The organism is Streptomyces sp. NPDC046876 (genome assembly GCF_040645035.1).
Classification (GTDB): domain Bacteria; phylum Actinomycetota; class Actinomycetes; order Streptomycetales; family Streptomycetaceae; genus Streptomyces.
This window is the reverse complement of the sequence record NZ_JBEYXK010000064.1, coordinates 1-14,551: the sequence shown is the minus strand read 5'-3', so window position 1 is coordinate 14,551 and position 14,551 is coordinate 1. Positions and strand designations below refer to the sequence as shown.

The 14,551-nt window shown below is 75.1% G+C and carries 13 protein-coding genes; 9 read left to right on the top strand and 4 right to left on the bottom strand.

The genetic code is table 11. The features are described from left to right. The first annotated feature begins 149 nt into the window (after positions 1–149). Positions 150–341: a DUF5302 domain-containing protein gene (locus ABZ924_RS26810; RefSeq protein ID WP_361914819.1), complete on the top strand. Its 192-nt coding sequence runs from the start codon at positions 150–152 to the stop codon at positions 339–341. Positions 342–555: 214 nt separating this feature from the next. Next, entirely contained in the window at positions 556–966 is a 411-nt protein-coding gene (locus ABZ924_RS26805; protein WP_361914816.1) for a rodlin, read from the top strand. Positions 967–1,074: 108 nt separating this feature from the next. On the opposite strand, the gene ABZ924_RS26800 is transcribed toward ABZ924_RS26805, so the two are convergent. The 3 genes from ABZ924_RS26800 to ABZ924_RS26790 all read right to left on the bottom strand — a co-directional run bounded on the left by ABZ924_RS26800 (position 1,075) and on the right by ABZ924_RS26790 (position 7,153). Then, on the bottom strand, positions 1,075–3,855 hold the full coding sequence (locus tag ABZ924_RS26800) for a LuxR family transcriptional regulator (RefSeq protein ID WP_361914813.1): 2,781 nt from the start codon (positions 3,853–3,855) through the stop codon (positions 1,075–1,077). Between the two features lie 215 nt (positions 3,856–4,070). Continuing rightward, a complete protein-coding gene (locus ABZ924_RS26795; RefSeq protein WP_361914882.1) occupies positions 4,071–5,858 on the bottom strand; it encodes a S8 family serine peptidase in 1,788 nt (595 codons plus the stop codon). Between the two features lie 530 nt (positions 5,859–6,388). Beyond that, the gene (locus ABZ924_RS26790) at positions 6,389–7,153 is read right to left on the bottom strand and encodes a DUF1838 family protein (protein WP_361914810.1); all 765 of its coding nucleotides are present in this window, start codon (positions 7,151–7,153) and stop codon (positions 6,389–6,391) included. A gap of 114 nt (positions 7,154–7,267) precedes the next feature. Between ABZ924_RS26790 and ABZ924_RS26785 the strand changes: the two genes are divergently transcribed. From ABZ924_RS26785 to ABZ924_RS26755, 7 genes are all read left to right on the top strand, one after another. Continuing rightward, a complete protein-coding gene (locus ABZ924_RS26785; protein ID WP_361914807.1) occupies positions 7,268–8,260 on the top strand; it encodes a DUF1996 domain-containing protein in 993 nt (330 codons plus the stop codon). 117 nt (positions 8,261–8,377) lie between these two features. Continuing rightward, positions 8,378–8,977 carry a sigma-70 family RNA polymerase sigma factor gene (locus ABZ924_RS26780; RefSeq protein WP_361914804.1) on the top strand — a complete coding sequence of 200 codons (600 nt, stop codon included), beginning with the start codon at positions 8,378–8,380 and terminating at the stop codon, positions 8,975–8,977. Continuing rightward, positions 8,974–9,708 (top strand): zf-HC2 domain-containing protein, encoded by a 735-nt coding sequence (locus ABZ924_RS26775; RefSeq protein WP_361914801.1) that lies wholly within the window; start codon positions 8,974–8,976, stop codon positions 9,706–9,708. Before ABZ924_RS26780 ends, ABZ924_RS26775 begins: the two co-directional genes overlap by 4 nt. 181 nt (positions 9,709–9,889) lie before the next feature. Next, a complete protein-coding gene (locus tag ABZ924_RS26770; RefSeq protein WP_361914798.1) occupies positions 9,890–10,795 on the top strand; it encodes a hypothetical protein in 906 nt (301 codons plus the stop codon). Next, entirely contained in the window at positions 10,792–11,643 is an 852-nt protein-coding gene (locus ABZ924_RS26765) for an alpha-L-glutamate ligase (protein ID WP_361914795.1), read from the top strand. The genes ABZ924_RS26770 and ABZ924_RS26765 overlap by 4 nt, the downstream gene beginning before the upstream one ends. Before the next feature lie 97 nt (positions 11,644–11,740). Beyond that, positions 11,741–12,622 (top strand): DMT family transporter, encoded by an 882-nt coding sequence (locus ABZ924_RS26760; RefSeq protein WP_361914792.1) that lies wholly within the window; start codon positions 11,741–11,743, stop codon positions 12,620–12,622. 96 nt (positions 12,623–12,718) lie between these two features. Continuing rightward, positions 12,719–13,150 (top strand): hypothetical protein, encoded by a 432-nt coding sequence (locus ABZ924_RS26755; RefSeq protein ID WP_361914789.1) that lies wholly within the window; start codon positions 12,719–12,721, stop codon positions 13,148–13,150. Positions 13,151–13,165: 15 nt separating this feature from the next. Here the strand turns inward: ABZ924_RS26755 and ABZ924_RS26750 are convergent, their stop codons facing one another. Next, on the bottom strand, positions 13,166–14,254 hold the full coding sequence (locus ABZ924_RS26750) for a DUF2330 domain-containing protein (protein WP_361914786.1): 1,089 nt from the start codon (positions 14,252–14,254) through the stop codon (positions 13,166–13,168). Positions 14,255–14,551: the final 297 nt, after the last annotated feature.

Sequence of the window (14,551 nt, the reverse complement as noted above, 5' to 3'; positions counted from 1 at the left end):
TCCCCCGGCGGGAGACTCAAGCCCGTCCCCGCACCACCCCGTTGTCCGAGGGCAGTCTCCCCGACCCGGACGGCCGGTGGGGAACTCGCTGGTCCGCGCGAACCCCGGCTGACAGACTGAAAGCGCTTCAGATCATCCGAGGAGGACGCATGGCACAGGAATCGGACACCCCGCAGGACGAGTCGCCGGCCGACACGGCCAAGCGCAGGTTCCGGGAGGCTCTGGAGCGCAACGCCCGCAACGCGCAGGCGCAGCAGGCCCACCAGAGCCGGGCGAAGATCCAGGGGAACAGTGCGGGCGCCGGCGCCAGGACCAAGCGCACGCGCCGCAAGACGGGCTGACGCCACGGCCCCGGGGCCGCGGGCCGGCATTGCGCCGGGCCGCGGCCTTTGCCATGTCCTCCGAACCCTTCCGGGGCCCCGGCGACCCGCGCGCCCGGTCGTGCGCTCGGCCACCCGGGTGACAGGCGATAACCCCTGGACCGGACGGCAGTTGATCAGCTCGCCCCGCCGGGGGCATCCGCCCGTACGACAGTCCGAGAGAAGGATTCTCCCCATGCTCAAGAAGATGATGGCCACCGCCGCGGTCACCGCCTCGGTGCTCGGCGCCGGCGCCGCGGTTGCCTCCCCGGCGATGGCGATCGGCAACGACGGCGGCGTCACCACGATCAACGGCAACGACTCCGACCAGATCTACGGCAACCAGGAGACCAAGGGCGTCCAGAGCCCGCAGCTCAGCCTGGTCCAGGGCTCGCTCAACAAGCTCTGCGTGGGCCTGCCCGCCAAGGCCAACCTCCAGTCGCTGGTCGGCATCGTCCCGATCGGCGTCCAGGACATCAACGTCCTGTCCAACCCGATGAACCAGCAGTGCGCCGAGAACTCCACCCAGGCCAAGGGCGACGAGCCGCTCTCGCACATCCTCAGCAACATCCCGGTCCTGTCCGGCAACCTCTCCGCCGGCAGCTGACCACCGGCGCGCCCCGGCACGTCCGGGCCGCACCCGGATCCCCGCAGGCAGGGCCCGTACGCCATCGTGCGTCCGGGCCCTGCCCGTCGTCCGGGCACGCCGCCCGACTCACCTGCCGACGCCCGGGGCCCGCAGGGTGGTGGCCAGCTGGGCCCGGGAGCGGACCTCCAGCTTCTGGTAGATCCGCGTGAGGCGCGCCTCGACCGTCTTGACGCTGACGAACAGTTTCGCGGCCGCCTCCTGGTTGCTGGCGCCCTGGGCCACGAGCAGCGCGAGACGGGCCTCCCCCTCGGTCAGCGCGGCCAGGGCCACGGCCGGGCCGGCCGCGGCGGGCACCGGCTCCGGGCCCTCGCCGGCCAGCTGCGCCCAGGGCTTCGCCCCGGCCTCCGCGAACACCTCGGCCGCGGCCTGGAGGGCGGCCCGGGCGGGGGCCCGCCGCCGGCGGCGCCGCTCCACGCGGCCCAGCGCGAGCAGCGTACGGCCGCGCTCCACCGGGAGCCGGAGCTCCCGGAACCGCTCGGCGGTCTCCGTCAGGAGGTCGACCGCGGCCTCGGCGGCCCCGTGCGCGGACAGGGCCAGACCGCGGGCCCGGTCGAGGGCGGCGACCACGGGAGCGCGCCCGAGGCTGAGGGCGCTCGCGCGTACGGCGTCGATGAGCCCGGCGGCCTCGTCGGGGGCGTCGGCGGCGACGAGGGCCTCGGCGAGCTCGCCGTGCCAGCGCAGGATGGAGGGGTCGACGACCTGCTGGGCCGCCTCCAGTTCGGCGACCCGGCGCAGGGTGGCCACCGCCTTGGCGGCCTCTCCCGTCGCGAGCTCGACCAGGCCGAGGGCGTACAGGCTGCGCGAGAGGAAGACCTGGTCGCGCTCCTCCTCGGAGGCCTGGATGCCGCGGCGGGCGTATCCCGCGGCGCGCGCGAAGCTGCCGCCGGTCGCCTCGGCCATGGCCGCCACGTACCAGGCGGGGCCGGGCGAGAGCCCGGCTTCGATGGTGAGTTCCAGGGCCCGGCGGGCGTGCGCGGAGGCCACGGCGCACCGGCCCCGCCGCAGTTCGACCTCGCTGAGGCTGCGCAGCACCTCGAAGACGTCCTCGGAGGAGCCGGTGCGCTGGACGGCCGGCAGCAGGACGAGGAGCTGGCTGCGGGCGTCGTCGAGCCGGTCGTCGAACAGGGCGTGCCGGACGGCCAGGTACTGCGGGGCGTTGCGCATGCCGAGGGGGACCTCGGGGGCGGGCAGGGCCAGCGCCTCGGCCAGGATGTCCTCGGCGTCCGGGTCCCCGAGGATGCGGCCCATGCGGGCCCGTACGGTCAGGGCCATGGCCTCGGCCACCTGGTCGCCGCCCGCGGCGGCGAGCGCGCCCGCCTCGGCGGCGGCGTCGCGGGAGCGGACGGGGTCGCCGTCGCTGAGGTTGCACTTCCAGGCGACGCGCAGCTGGACGGCGGCCTGGAGGGCCGGGTCCCCCTCGGCCTCGTCCATGGCGTGCGCGAAGGTCTCGTCGAGGGTGCCGAGGGCCTGGCCCGCGGCGTCGATGACGGCGAGGCGGGCCCGTACCCGGTCGGAGGGCGAGGCGTCGCGGGCGAGGACGGCCCGGGTGGCGCGGCGTGCGAGGTCGGCGCGGCCGGCCCAGCCTGCGTCCTCGGCGGCGGCGACGAGGCGGGCGAGCTCCTCGCCGGGGCGGTCGAACGGGGTGCGTTCGGCGGCGAGCAGGCCGAGCTCGGCGGCGAGGGCGCGCTGGCCCCGGCGGCGGCAGTCCGCGGCGGCGCGGGCGATGTCGGCGGCGAGCCACTCGTCGGGGGCGTCCACCGCCAGGGCCCGGTGGCGTACGGCCTGGACGGGGTCGTCGACGGCGGCGGCGAGCGCGGCATGGCCGGCGGCGCGCTCGGGCCAGCCGGCATCGGCGGCGAGCGCCATGGGCAGGGCGCCGGCGGTGAACGTGACGGCGCCGTCCTCCCCCACGGTGACCAGCGCGGCCCGTTCGGCCTCGGCGAGCTCGGCCTCGGCGTCGGGCCGCCCGGCCCGCCGGAGCAGGGCGGTGGTCGGGCGGGCCGCGAGCGCGGCGAGCAGCAGGGTGCGGCGGGCCGGCGCGGGGGCCACGGCGAGGAGCCGGCGGGCGACCTCGCGGGCCTGGCCGGACAGGGGCAGCGGGTCGGCGTGGTGGGCGCTGCCGTCCCGGGCCCCGGCGGCTTCGGCGAGGGAGTGGCCGAGGGCGAGGGCGAGGCGGGGGTTGCCGCCGCTGGCCTGGTGGACGCGGCCGGCGAGGCGGGCGGGCAGGCCGTGGCGGACGAGGAGTTCGGCGACCTGGTCGGCGCCGAGCGGCGGGATCCGGATCGCCGGGGTGCCCGGACCGCAAAGGGGCTCGGCCGCCGGGGTGCCGCCCTGGACGCATTCGGCGACCAGGACCCGGACCCGGGGCGGGGTCAGCCGCAGGGCGAATCCGAGCAGGTCGGTGCTCTCGGCGTCGAGCCACTGGGCGTTGTCGAGGACGAGCAGGAGGGGGGTGCGGGCGGCGAGCGTGCGCAGCACCTCGACGACGGCGAGGCGCAGTGCGAGGTGGTCGCGGCCGGCGCGGGGGGCGTCCGCTTCGCGGCGCAGCAGCGCGACGGCGGTGCGCTGGGGCCCGGCGAGCCGCTCCAGCACGGCGCACGGGACGGAGGCGAGCAGGGCGGCGGCGGACGCCTCGGGTATCCACCGGTCGGCGGCCTCGGGAGCGAGGCGGAGCACGGTCTCGTGGCGGGCCTCGGCCGCGGCCGCGACGGCGGCGGCCACCTCGGACTTGCCCGCGCCGGCGGGTCCGGTGAGCAGGGCGCGCCCGTGCGCGGTCAGCGCCTGCTCGACCGCCCTGATCAGTTCACCGTGTCCGACGGTCGCGTCGGCCCGCCCACTCGGCGCCACGCACAGCCACCAGCCTCTCGGTCCCCACAACCTGTGCCCTTCCTGTGAGAGGCGAGAATACGAGGTCGGGGGCCGGATGGAACCGGACTGTGACGCAGAATTCAGTCGGCGGACGACAAGGCCCTGCGGTACCGCCGGTACGGGGTGTACCGGCGGCGCCGCAGGGCTCATTGGTCCGTACTAACCACCTGTCGGCCGGTGGGGCCGTCCACCTGTCAGAAGGTGAGGTTCCAGGAGTCGATGTAGCCGGTGTCGCCGCCGGCGTTGTCGTTGACCCGGAGCTTCCAGGTGCCGTTGGCGACCTCGGAGGAGGCGTTGACGGTGTAGGTCTGCAGGATGTTGTCGGCGCTGCCGCCGGCCCGGTTGTGCAGGGTGTAGACGGAGCCGTCGGGGGCGACGAGGTCGACCTTCAGGTCACCGATGTAGGTGTGCTTGATGTCGACGCCGACCTTCAGCGTGGCGGGCGCGTTGCCGGCGACACCGGTGACGGTGATGGGGCTCTCGACGGTCGTGTTGTCGTTGATGTTCACGTTCGTGGTGTTCTCGAAGCCCGTGGTGGGCGTGGTCGAGGTCACGGCGGTGACGGTGGCGGCCGCGTCGGCGAGACCGGCGCCGCAGCCGCCGGTGCAGGTGCCGGCCAGCGGGCGGGCGTTGGCCTTGATCGCGGCCTCGACCTGCGCCGGGGTCAGCGAGGGATTGGCGGCGACGAGAAGCGCGGCGAGGCCCGCGATGTGCGGGGCGGCCATGCTGGTGCCCTGGTACGGCTTGTAGATCTCGGAGCCGGGGGTGGTGGCGCCGTTGTTCAGCGTGGAGAGGATGCCGTTCTCGGGCGTGGTGACGGTGCCCGGCGTGTCGGTGGCGCGGCGGGTCTCACCGCCCGGGGCGGCGATGTCGACGGTGTTGCCGAAGTTGGAGTAGAAGGAGCGGTCGCCGGTGCGGTTGGTGGCGGCCACGGTGATGACGTTGCTGCAGCTGGCGGGCGTGAAGCCGCTCGCGTCGGCGTTGCTGTTGCCGGCGGCCACGACGACGGTGGTGCCGCGGGCGACGGCCGCGTTGATCGCGTTCTGGTAGCTGGTGCTGCAGGTACCGGAGCCGCCGAGGCTCATGTTGATCACCTTGGCGGGGGTGGCGTTCGCCGGGATGCCCGCGACGGTGCCGCCCGAGGCCCAGGTGATGGCGTCGACGATGTCCGAGGTGGCGCCGCCGCACTTGCCGAGGACGCGGACCGGCTGGATCTTCGCGTTGTACGCGATGCCCGCGACGCCCTTGGCGTTGTTCGTGGCCGCGGCGATGGTGCCCGCGACGTGGGTGCCGTGCCAGGAGGAGTCGCTGGCCTTGGAGCCGGTGCCGCACTCGCCGGCGGCGCTCCAGTCGCCCTCGTCGGCCGGGTTGCTGTCACGGCCGTTGCCGTCTCGGGCGGCCGAGGAGGTGCTGATGAAGTCGTAGCCCGCGACGATGTTCGGGGCGACGTCGGAGTGCGCCACGTAGCCGGTGTCGATCACGGCGACGGTGACGCCCGCGCCGGTGGTCTTGTCCCAGGCGGCCGGAACGTTCATGCCGGCGGTGGGCTCGAAGAGGTCCCACTGCTTGGCGTACTCGGTGTCGTCCGGGGTGGCCATCGCGTAGGCGCGGGAGTCGGGCTCGACGTAGGCGACGTCCGGGTCGGACCGGAACTGGGCCATCAGCTTCGCCGCGTCGGCCGGGGCGGTCGCACCACCCAGGCTGACGAGGGCGGCGCCGGTGCCCAGGCGCCGGTCGAACTTCGCCTTCTTGCCGGCCTTCTTGCTCTTGGAGGCGGCGTCGGCGGCGGCGGCCTGGTTCGAACTGGCCTCGGAGGCGGAGTTCTTGTAGCCGACGATCAGGTTCTCGACCGGAGCGGCAGCCGGGGCGGCGGGCTCGCCCGCGGCGGGGAGGGTCGAGGCGGCGGACTGGGCCGGCGCGGGGGCCGCGCCGGTCAGGGCCACGGAGGCGGTGGCGGTGCCGGCCAGCAGGGTGACGGACATCGCCGCCACGGATATCAGCCTGCGTCGCGTTGCGTGCACGGTGTTCCCTTTCGCGGGCCGGATCCGGGCAGGCCGGAGCGACCCCGGTTGGGGCTGTGGGAGGTGGACGGCGCTCACGGGGCCGGGGCGGGCTGGTCAGTTCCGCTCCGGCCACCGCTTCGCCTTCGTTGCCCCGGCCGCTTCGGCGGGGCGGGGGCAACGGCGGTGCGGGCGATCCACCCGGCCGCTCGGCTTCACACCATGTGGGGTTGGGGCGGGGGCCGTTCGGGGGGAAGATCGCCGGTGGGCAGACAGTAGGCAACGAGGGGATGAACGCGATACGGGGAAAACCCTTGTCCGCCCCTCGCAGGGCCCTTTGCGCCCCTTGGGGGCTCTTGGCCGCTCCCCTTTGCCGCCCTTCCTCCCTTTTTGACCCCCGAGTTTCGGCCACCTGCAGTCCCGGGGGCGTCTCAGTACCTGGACTTCCATCCCTGGACTTCAATCCCGCGCTTCCGCCATCGGACTTCAGCCCCGGACTTCAGCCCCTGACTTCAGTCCCCCTGCTGCGTCCCGGTCGTGCCGAGCCGGCGGAAGTACGTCCAGCTGGTCTCGTTGGGCTCGGTCCACTTCTCCGGGGCGTGCGCGTACTGCGGGTGGCGCTCCGCGATGTACGCACGCGTCCGCTCGGGCACCTCGTCGTACGAGCCGAGCTTGCGCCCGCGGCAGTGGAAGGCCAGCCCGCCCGGCCGCTGCCCCTGCTCCATCCAGGGCAGCCACGGCGACATCCGCATCCAGGACATGGTGCACGGCACACCGGGCGCGTCGGTGGTGAGGACCGACTCCGGGGCGAAGAACTGGAAGAGCTCCAGCGCCCGGTAGGTGTCCCCGGCGGAGTTCAGCGGGTAGTCGGCGACCGGCAGCGGCGAGGGGTAGGCCAGCGGGATCTCCAGGCTGAAGCAGACCTGGTCGCCGAGCCGGGTCAGCGGGACGGGGAACGGCCGCAGCCTCAGGTTCGCCGGGTCGTTCCAGACGTGGACCACCGGCTTGCCCTCCCAGGTCTCCAGGATCTCCCTGGTCTGCGGGTCGAGGTAGAACGCGGCCTCGCGGGTGAGCAGCCGGTAGCCGCCGGCCTCGTCGCCGACCCCGCCGTCCTCCACCAAGCGGGCGACGTTGACCCCCTCGAAGCCGAACAGGCGCCGGTAGGGCTCGTCCGGGGCCCAGGAGAACACGTCCCCGGACCACCAGAAGACCACCTCGGCGCCGTCGAGGGAGGCGCGGGTCCGGGCGAAGGCGTGCAGCAGGTCGGCAGGCGTCATGCCGGGTACTGTGCTCGGCCGCCACCGTCGGCGGCAAGAAGGGCACGAGCCGATCCGTGGCCGACATGCGGATGCCGGTTGACGCCGGTGCGGGCAGCCGCAACCGTGATCCGCATGGGGATGGGGAACGAACGCCGCCTGCTGACGCTGCTGGTCTGCCTCGTGCTGGGCACGGGACTGGTCGCGGCCGTCCTGGGCGCCTCACGCGTCACCGGCCCGCGTCCGGCGCAGGCCGCACGCCCGGGCGACACGGTGGACCTGCGCGACGTGCCGCCCGCGCCCGCCGAACCGCCTCCCGGGCCCGACGCGTCCGCCGGCACGGTGACGGTGGACTGCGGGCGGAACGAGGAGGGCCACTACAACGAGGACAACCTCGTGGTGTCCCCGGGGCTCCGCTCGGGCGCCCACCACACGCACGCCTACGTGGGGAACCTGTCCACGGACGCCTTCTCGACCGACGCCTCCCTGGCCGCCGCCGCGACCGGCTGCCGCGGCGGCGACCGCTCCACGTACTACTGGCCGGTCCTGCGCCGCCCCGACCGGGCGGGCACTCAACCGCACGAGCACTCCGCCGGCCACGGCAACAGCGGGGAGATCCTGCACGAGGCGTCGGTCACCGTGGAGTTCCGCGGCAACCCGGTCGGCAAGGTGGTGCCGATGCCGCCCTTCCTGCGCGCCGTGACGGGCGACGCGGTGGCCGCGACCGCACGCACCGAGGCCGACGTCCGCGCCCGCTGGGGCTGTTCCGGCTCCCCGGAGCGGACCACCACCCGCTACCCGCGCTGCCCGGCCGGCGACCGGCTCACCCGCACGCTGGTCTTCCCCAGCTGCTGGAACGGGCTGGACCACGACAGTGCGAACCACCGCGCCCACCTGGCCTTCCCCGCCGCCAACGGGGTCTGCCCGCAGGGCGGCTTCGCCGTGCCGCAGCTGCGGATCACGCTGGCGTACGACGTACCGCCGGGCGCGGCGGTGGCGGTGGACTCCTTCCCGGAGCAGCGGCACAGCCCGAAGACCGACCACGCCATGTTCGTGAACGCCATGACGGACGCGCAGATGGCCGCCCTCGTGGACTGCCTCAACCAGGGCCGCACCTGCCGCACCTGAGCCGGCGGCACCCGCGGAACGCGGCCACGCCCGCGAGTGACGCAGGTCACATGAACCGGATTCCGGCCCACCGCGTGTTCTGACCGCACGGCTCGGCGAGGAAGAGGAAGAGGTGCGATGGCCGGACCACTGTGGCCCCGTACGCGGCGGGGCTCGACGGACGAGGCACTGATCAGGTCGGTGTACGAGGAGCACGGCCATGCGCTGCTCGCGTACGCCACCCGGCTGACCGGGGACCGGGCCACCGCCGAGGACGTCGTCCAGGAGACGCTGATCCGGGCCTGGCGGCATTCCGAAGCCCTGGTCAACGGAAAGGGATCGGTGCGCGGCTGGCTGCTGACGGTGGCCCGCAACATCATCACCGACCGCTACCGGGCCAGGGCCGCCCGCCCGCAGGAGGTCTCCGGGGCGGCGGCCGCTCCCCCGGTGGAACTCGACCACGCCGATGCGGTCGTGGACACGATGACGGTGCTGGGTGCGCTCGACCAGCTCACCCCGGAGCACCGGGACGTGCTGAAGGAGTTGTACTACCGGCAGCTCAGCGTCGCCGAGGCCGCCGACAGCCTCGGCATTCCGGCCGGTACGGTCAAATCGCGCTCGCACTACGCGCTCAAGGCGTTGCGCGAGGTATTCCGACAGAACAGCACCAAGGAGGCGAATCGCATGGGCGGCAGGCCGCCCCAGCAGCCCGCCGGACTGCGGGAGGTGGTGGCATGAACCGGCAGCGGCACGAGGAGGAGGAACTCCTCGGCCCGTACGTCCTCGGCGTCCTCGACGGACACGACGTACTCCGGGTCGAGGGGCATGTGAGCGGCTGCGTTCAGTGCCGTGAGGAGGTGGCCGCGTTGCGCGAGATGGAAGCGGCGCTGGGCGAGGTGCCCGCGGAGGCGTTCCTCGACGGGCCGCCCCAGGGCGGCGACCTGCTGCTCCAGCGCACACTGCGGCAGGTCCGCGGGGAGGCGGCCGCGCAGCGGCGGCGCCGGCTGGGCCTGACCGGGCTCGCCGCGGCGGCCGCGCTGGCCGCGGTGTTCTGGGCCGGGGCCCGGGTGGGCTCGTCCGACGGCGAGGCCGTCGCCGTCCCGCAGCCGCCCGGGGCCACCGTCTCCGCGGCGCCGTCCCCACCGCCCGCCGGGACCAAGGTGGCCTCGGCCGCCGATGCCGGCTCCGGCGCGCGGATGACCGTCCAGGTCACGCCGGCCGCCAAGTGGGTTCGGGTGCATGCGGCGGTGACCGGGATCCCGCCGGGCGAGCGGTGCCGGCTGGTGGTGGTCGGCAAGGACGGCAGCCGCACCTCCGCGGGCAGCTGGGTCGTCGGCAGCCAGGAGAACGGCGGGGGCAAGGGCGCGGCCCTGGACGGCTCGGCGGCCGTCGACCCGTCCCTGGTCAAGGCGGTGGTCGTCGAGAACGAGGCGGGCAGGACCTTCGTGTCCGTCCCGATGCCGGCGTAAGCCATCCAAGTCGGCCCGCCCGCCCGGGAGTCCGGCCTGCCGCTCGCAGGCCGGACTCCCGTCCGCCACGCCCGCTCCGAGTCGGACCGATTGTCACATTGCGGTCCATGACATCCTGTGACGTCACAACTCGCCGGGCGGAATCGGCGGACGTCCGGGGAATACGGGGTGGGAAAAGGCGATGAGGCTCTGCTTCCTGGTGGAGGAGCACTACCGCCACGACGGGATGCCCAACGAGGTGATCGGGCAGCTGACGGCGTGGGGGCACCGGGTGGACGTGGTGCGGCCGGGCGGCTCGCTGCTGCGGATGACCGAGGCCGTGGACGCGGGCGCGCACGACGCGTGGGTGCTCAAGACGGTGTCCGGCGGGCCGGGGCTCACCCTGCTCGAGGCCGCCGCCGCGGCCGGGCTGACCACCGTCAACGACGCCCGGTCGATCCGGGGCGTACGGGACAAGGCGCTGGCCGCGGCCGTCGGGCGCGCCGGGGGCCTGCCGATGCCGGCGACGTACGCGGTGGCCCGGCCCGACCTGCTGCGGGAGATACCGGCGGCCGAGTACCCGCTGGTCGTCAAGCCGGCCGACGGCAGCTCCGGGCGGGGGGTGCGCCTGGTGTCCTCGCCCGAGCGGCTGGAGCAGCTCCTGCCGGAACTCGCGGGCGAGGGCATGCTCATCGCCCAGCCGTACGTGCCGAACCCGGGCACCGACGTCAAGGTGTACGCGGTCGGCGGTGAGCTGTTCGCCACCGAGCGGTGCTCACCGCTGCACCCGGATCCGGCGGTGCGCGAACGGCGGGTGCCGCTGTCCGGCGAGGTCGCCGCGATCGCCGCGCAGGTGGGGGCGGTGTACGGGCTCGACCTGTACGGGGTGGACGTGCTGCTGGGTCCGGACGGGCCGGTGGTCGTCGACGTGAACGACTTCCCGAGCTTCCGCCAGGTCCCCGATGCGGCGGCCCGGGTGGCCCGGGCGGTCCTCGGGCTGGCTGCGGCGGGCGGCTCCGCGTCGGCCGGCGGGTGCCGGACCCGGGCGCGGGCACTGCCGGTGGCGATTCCGGCGCAGGCCGCGCGGGCGGGCGAGGCCGCGCGGTGAGGATCTGCCTGATCACGCCGGAGCCGGGGCATCCGCTGCTCGCCGGTGCGGCGGAGCTGCTGCGCGGGGCGGGGCACCGGGTGGAGACCCTGGACCCGGGCGCCGCCGGTGGGGCCGGTGAGCCCGGGGAGGTGCCTGCGCCCCGGGGGTCCGGGCCGGGCCCGGCCGACGTGTATCTGCTGAAGGCGCGGACCCCGCGGGCGCTCGGCTTGGCGCGGGAGCTGGAGCGGCGCGGCGCGCCCGTGGTCAACTCGGCCGCGGCGACCGCGCTCTGCCAGGACCGTACGGCGATGGCGGAGCTGGCCCTGCGGGCCGGGCTGCCGTTCGCCGGGACCCGTACGCACGGCTCGCTCGCCGCCTGGGCCGCATCCGCCGGGGCCCGGCAGGAGCTGGACGCCGGGCCCGTGGTCGTCAAGAGCCGGCACAGCCGGCGGGACGACCTGGTCGCCCGGGTCGACGGCCCGGCGCGGCTGCGGGAGCTGGCGGCGGCCTGGCCGCAGGAGCCGGTCGTGGTGCAGGACTTCGCGCCGAACAGCGGCTGGGACCACAAGCTGTGGGCGATAGGCGACCGGGTCTTCGCCGCCCTGCGCCGCTCCGAGCTCGCACCCGGAGACCGGGGCCCCGCGCAGCCGCTCGACCCGGCGGGACTCCCGGCCGGCTGGGAGCGGCTGGTCCGCCGGGTGGGCGAGGTCTTCGCCCTGGACGTCTACGGCGTCGACGTCATCGACGCCGGTGACGGCAGCCCCTTCATCGTGGACGTCAACGCCTTCCCCGGCATCCGCGGCCAGGCCGCCGCCCCCCGGGCCCTGGCCGACCTGGCCCTGGCCCGCGCCGGCCGGGGCTCGTAGGGTCCGGCCGACCGGTTTCGGGACCGGTCGGGGGAATCCGGAGGGCGGGGCGTGTCGGCCGGGGCCCCGGCGTCCCGGGCGGCACGAGGATCGGCGGATGGGCGTCGTACTGCCGGTCCTCTTCGCGCTGTTCGCCGCGCTCAGCAATGCGCTGGCCACCGTGCTCCAGCGGCGGGCCGCCCTCACGGTGCCGCAGAGCCAAGCATTCCGGTTCGGGCTGGTCCTGGACCTGCTGAGGCGGCCCGTCTGGCTCGGCGGGATCCTCGCCGTCATCGCGGCCGGTGCGGGGCAGGCCGCGGCGCTGGCCACCGGCGCACTGGTCCTCGTACAGCCGCTGTTCGTGCTGGAGCTGCCGTTCGCCCTGCTCATCGCCTCGCTCGTGACGCGGCACCGGCTGCCGGGCGCGGTGTGGCGGGCCGTGGCGGCGGTGGTGGCCGGGCTGGGGCTGGCCCTGGCCGCGGCCTCACCCGACGGGAACCGTACGCACGTACCGCTGGACCGGTGGCTGTCCGCGCTGGTGGGCTGCGCGGCCGCCGCCGCGGCCCTGGCCCTGGCCGGGCTGCGCCGGCCGCCGGGGCGGGCCCGCGCGGGGTGCCTGGGCGCGGCCACCGCCGTCTGCTACGCGCTCACGGCCGCGCTGATGAAGGACTCCGTGCCGCTGCTCGGGGAGGGCGGGCTCGGGGCGTTCCTGAGCGCGTGGCAGACGTACGGCTTCGCGGCCTGCGGCGTCTGCGCCCTGCTGCTGCTCGAACACGCCATGCAGGGCGGCCCGCTGGTGGCCTCCCAGCCGGCGCTGACGCTGGGCGACGCGACGGTGAGCGTCGCGCTGGGCGTGGCCCTGTACGACGAGCACCTGAGGACGGGCTGGTGGGTGCTGCTCCAGCTGCTGGGCATCGCCCTGATCTGCACCGGCGTCATCGCCCTCGCCCGGGCCGGGGCGGTCGAGGGCGGGGGCGGGGACGGCGGCGGAGGGGGGTAGCGTGCGCGGGAGTCCGCCGCGATCTGAGCTACGATCTGCCGCACTTCGATCGACCGATCGAACGAACGTGAAGGGGTGGGGTGGGTGGTGGGCGCGATGTCCCGCACGACCGTGACGGCACGGGCCGCGACCGGGGTACTGGCGGCACTGGCGGCCGTGGTGCTGGTCGGCGGCTGCTCGGGCAAGGCTCCGACGGCGGACAAGCCCGCCGCGCCGGCCCCCGCCTCGCCCACGCCGTCGCCGTCGACGTCCGCCTCCGATCCGGCGCAGGCCCCGAGCCCGTCGCAGGAGCCGTCGGGGGCCTCGGAGCCGGCCGAGACGCCGGACCCGACGGCCACCCCGGGGGCGCGGCCGAAGACCCCGCCGACGGCGGGCGGATCGGGCGGCTCGGGTGGCTCGCAGATCCCGCAGAACCCCAACCGCGGCCCGAACCCGCCGCCCGCGCCGAAGCACACGCCGGTCCTGGACTGGACCCCGCCGCCCTTCGACCCGGGCGCCACGTACACGGTCCCGCCGCTGCCGAGGTAGCCGCCGGACGGGCGGTCATGCCGTGGGCGCCTCCGGGGAAACGCGCCGGGCCGTGCGGCGGCGCCGGACGAACACCGCCCCGAGCAGGACGAGAAGAAGCCCGCCACCGACCGTCAGCAGCCAGGCCGGCACGCCGCCGACCTCGCGGATCAGGCCGTAGTAGACGGTGCGCCGGTACGGGGTGTCCGCGGCGGTGGCGCGCAGTTCGTGGTCGCCGTCGATGCGGCCGGGCTCCGGGAACTCCTGGTCGATCGCGGTGAGGAAGGCGTCCTTGCCGTCGGTGAGGGGGGCGAGGTGCCGGTCCGGGGTGATCCGCCCGGCGAAGGTGACCTCCGGCGCGTCACCGCCGATCCGGCCGACCGGCTCCATGCGGTGGTCGGCCAGGACGTACAGGCCCAGCGACTGCGGGGTCTTGGCCATGCGGGAGAGCCGCATCGGGTAGACGAGCCGGTCGCTGTCGAAGCGGATCCGCAGCGGGTCCAGGGTGCCGTACAGGGTCCGGCCCTTCTCCCGCGGGGCCAGGCGGACCGCGACGTACTCCCATCCCTGGTCGACGTACGGCTTGACCTCGGTGGCGAGCGTGTCCGGCAGCCGGAAGCCGTTGGATTCCAGCCAGCCGCGCAGGGCCTCGGGGTCGGTGGCGGTCAGCCGGGCGACGTCGAAGTCGCCGAGCTGCTCCCGGCCGACGACGCCGACCGAGGCCGCGGCGTCGCGGGGCGGGGCGCCGGCGGCGGCGTCGCCGATGGAGGAGGAGAAGGGCCAGTCCCCCTGGCGCGGCCAGAAGTAGTACCGCGCCTTGCGCTCGGGCCGAGTCGCCGACTGCAGTTCACCGAAGACCGCGGGATCGCCGAGCTCCACCGTGGCGCGCGTGGGCACCGGCATGATCCAGGCGGCCTGCTTGGCGTTGCCGCCGACGGTGAAGCGCATCACGATCTGCTCGGTGCGGCCGTCGAACCGGACGACGGAGGTCTCGCGGGAGACGCCGATGCGGGACTGGCCGTCCGGGATCATCGCACCGCAGCCGCAGGCCCAGGCGGGGCTGATGAGCGAGCCGAGCTGGGTCGCGAGCAGCGCCAGCAGCAGGGTCAGGATTCTTCTCTTCATCCACACGGGCTCTCAGACGACCCCCCGCTCGATCCGGTTCCCCCAATTCCGCTTCCCCGTTCGACCACGGGGGTCCGGCAACTCCAGCCCAGCCTCCCGCTTCAAAGCCGGGGGTCGGCAAATCCAGCCCCGCCTCCCGCTTCGAAGCCGGGGGTCGGCAAATCCAGCCTCGCCAGCGTTTGAGGCGCGGGGTCTGGGGCGGAGCCCCAGAAGCCCGACCGGCTCCGCCGCCCCCTGAGCCGGGGGTCCGGCACATCCAGCCTCGCCGGCGTTTGAGTGGGGGTCCCCCCGGACGGA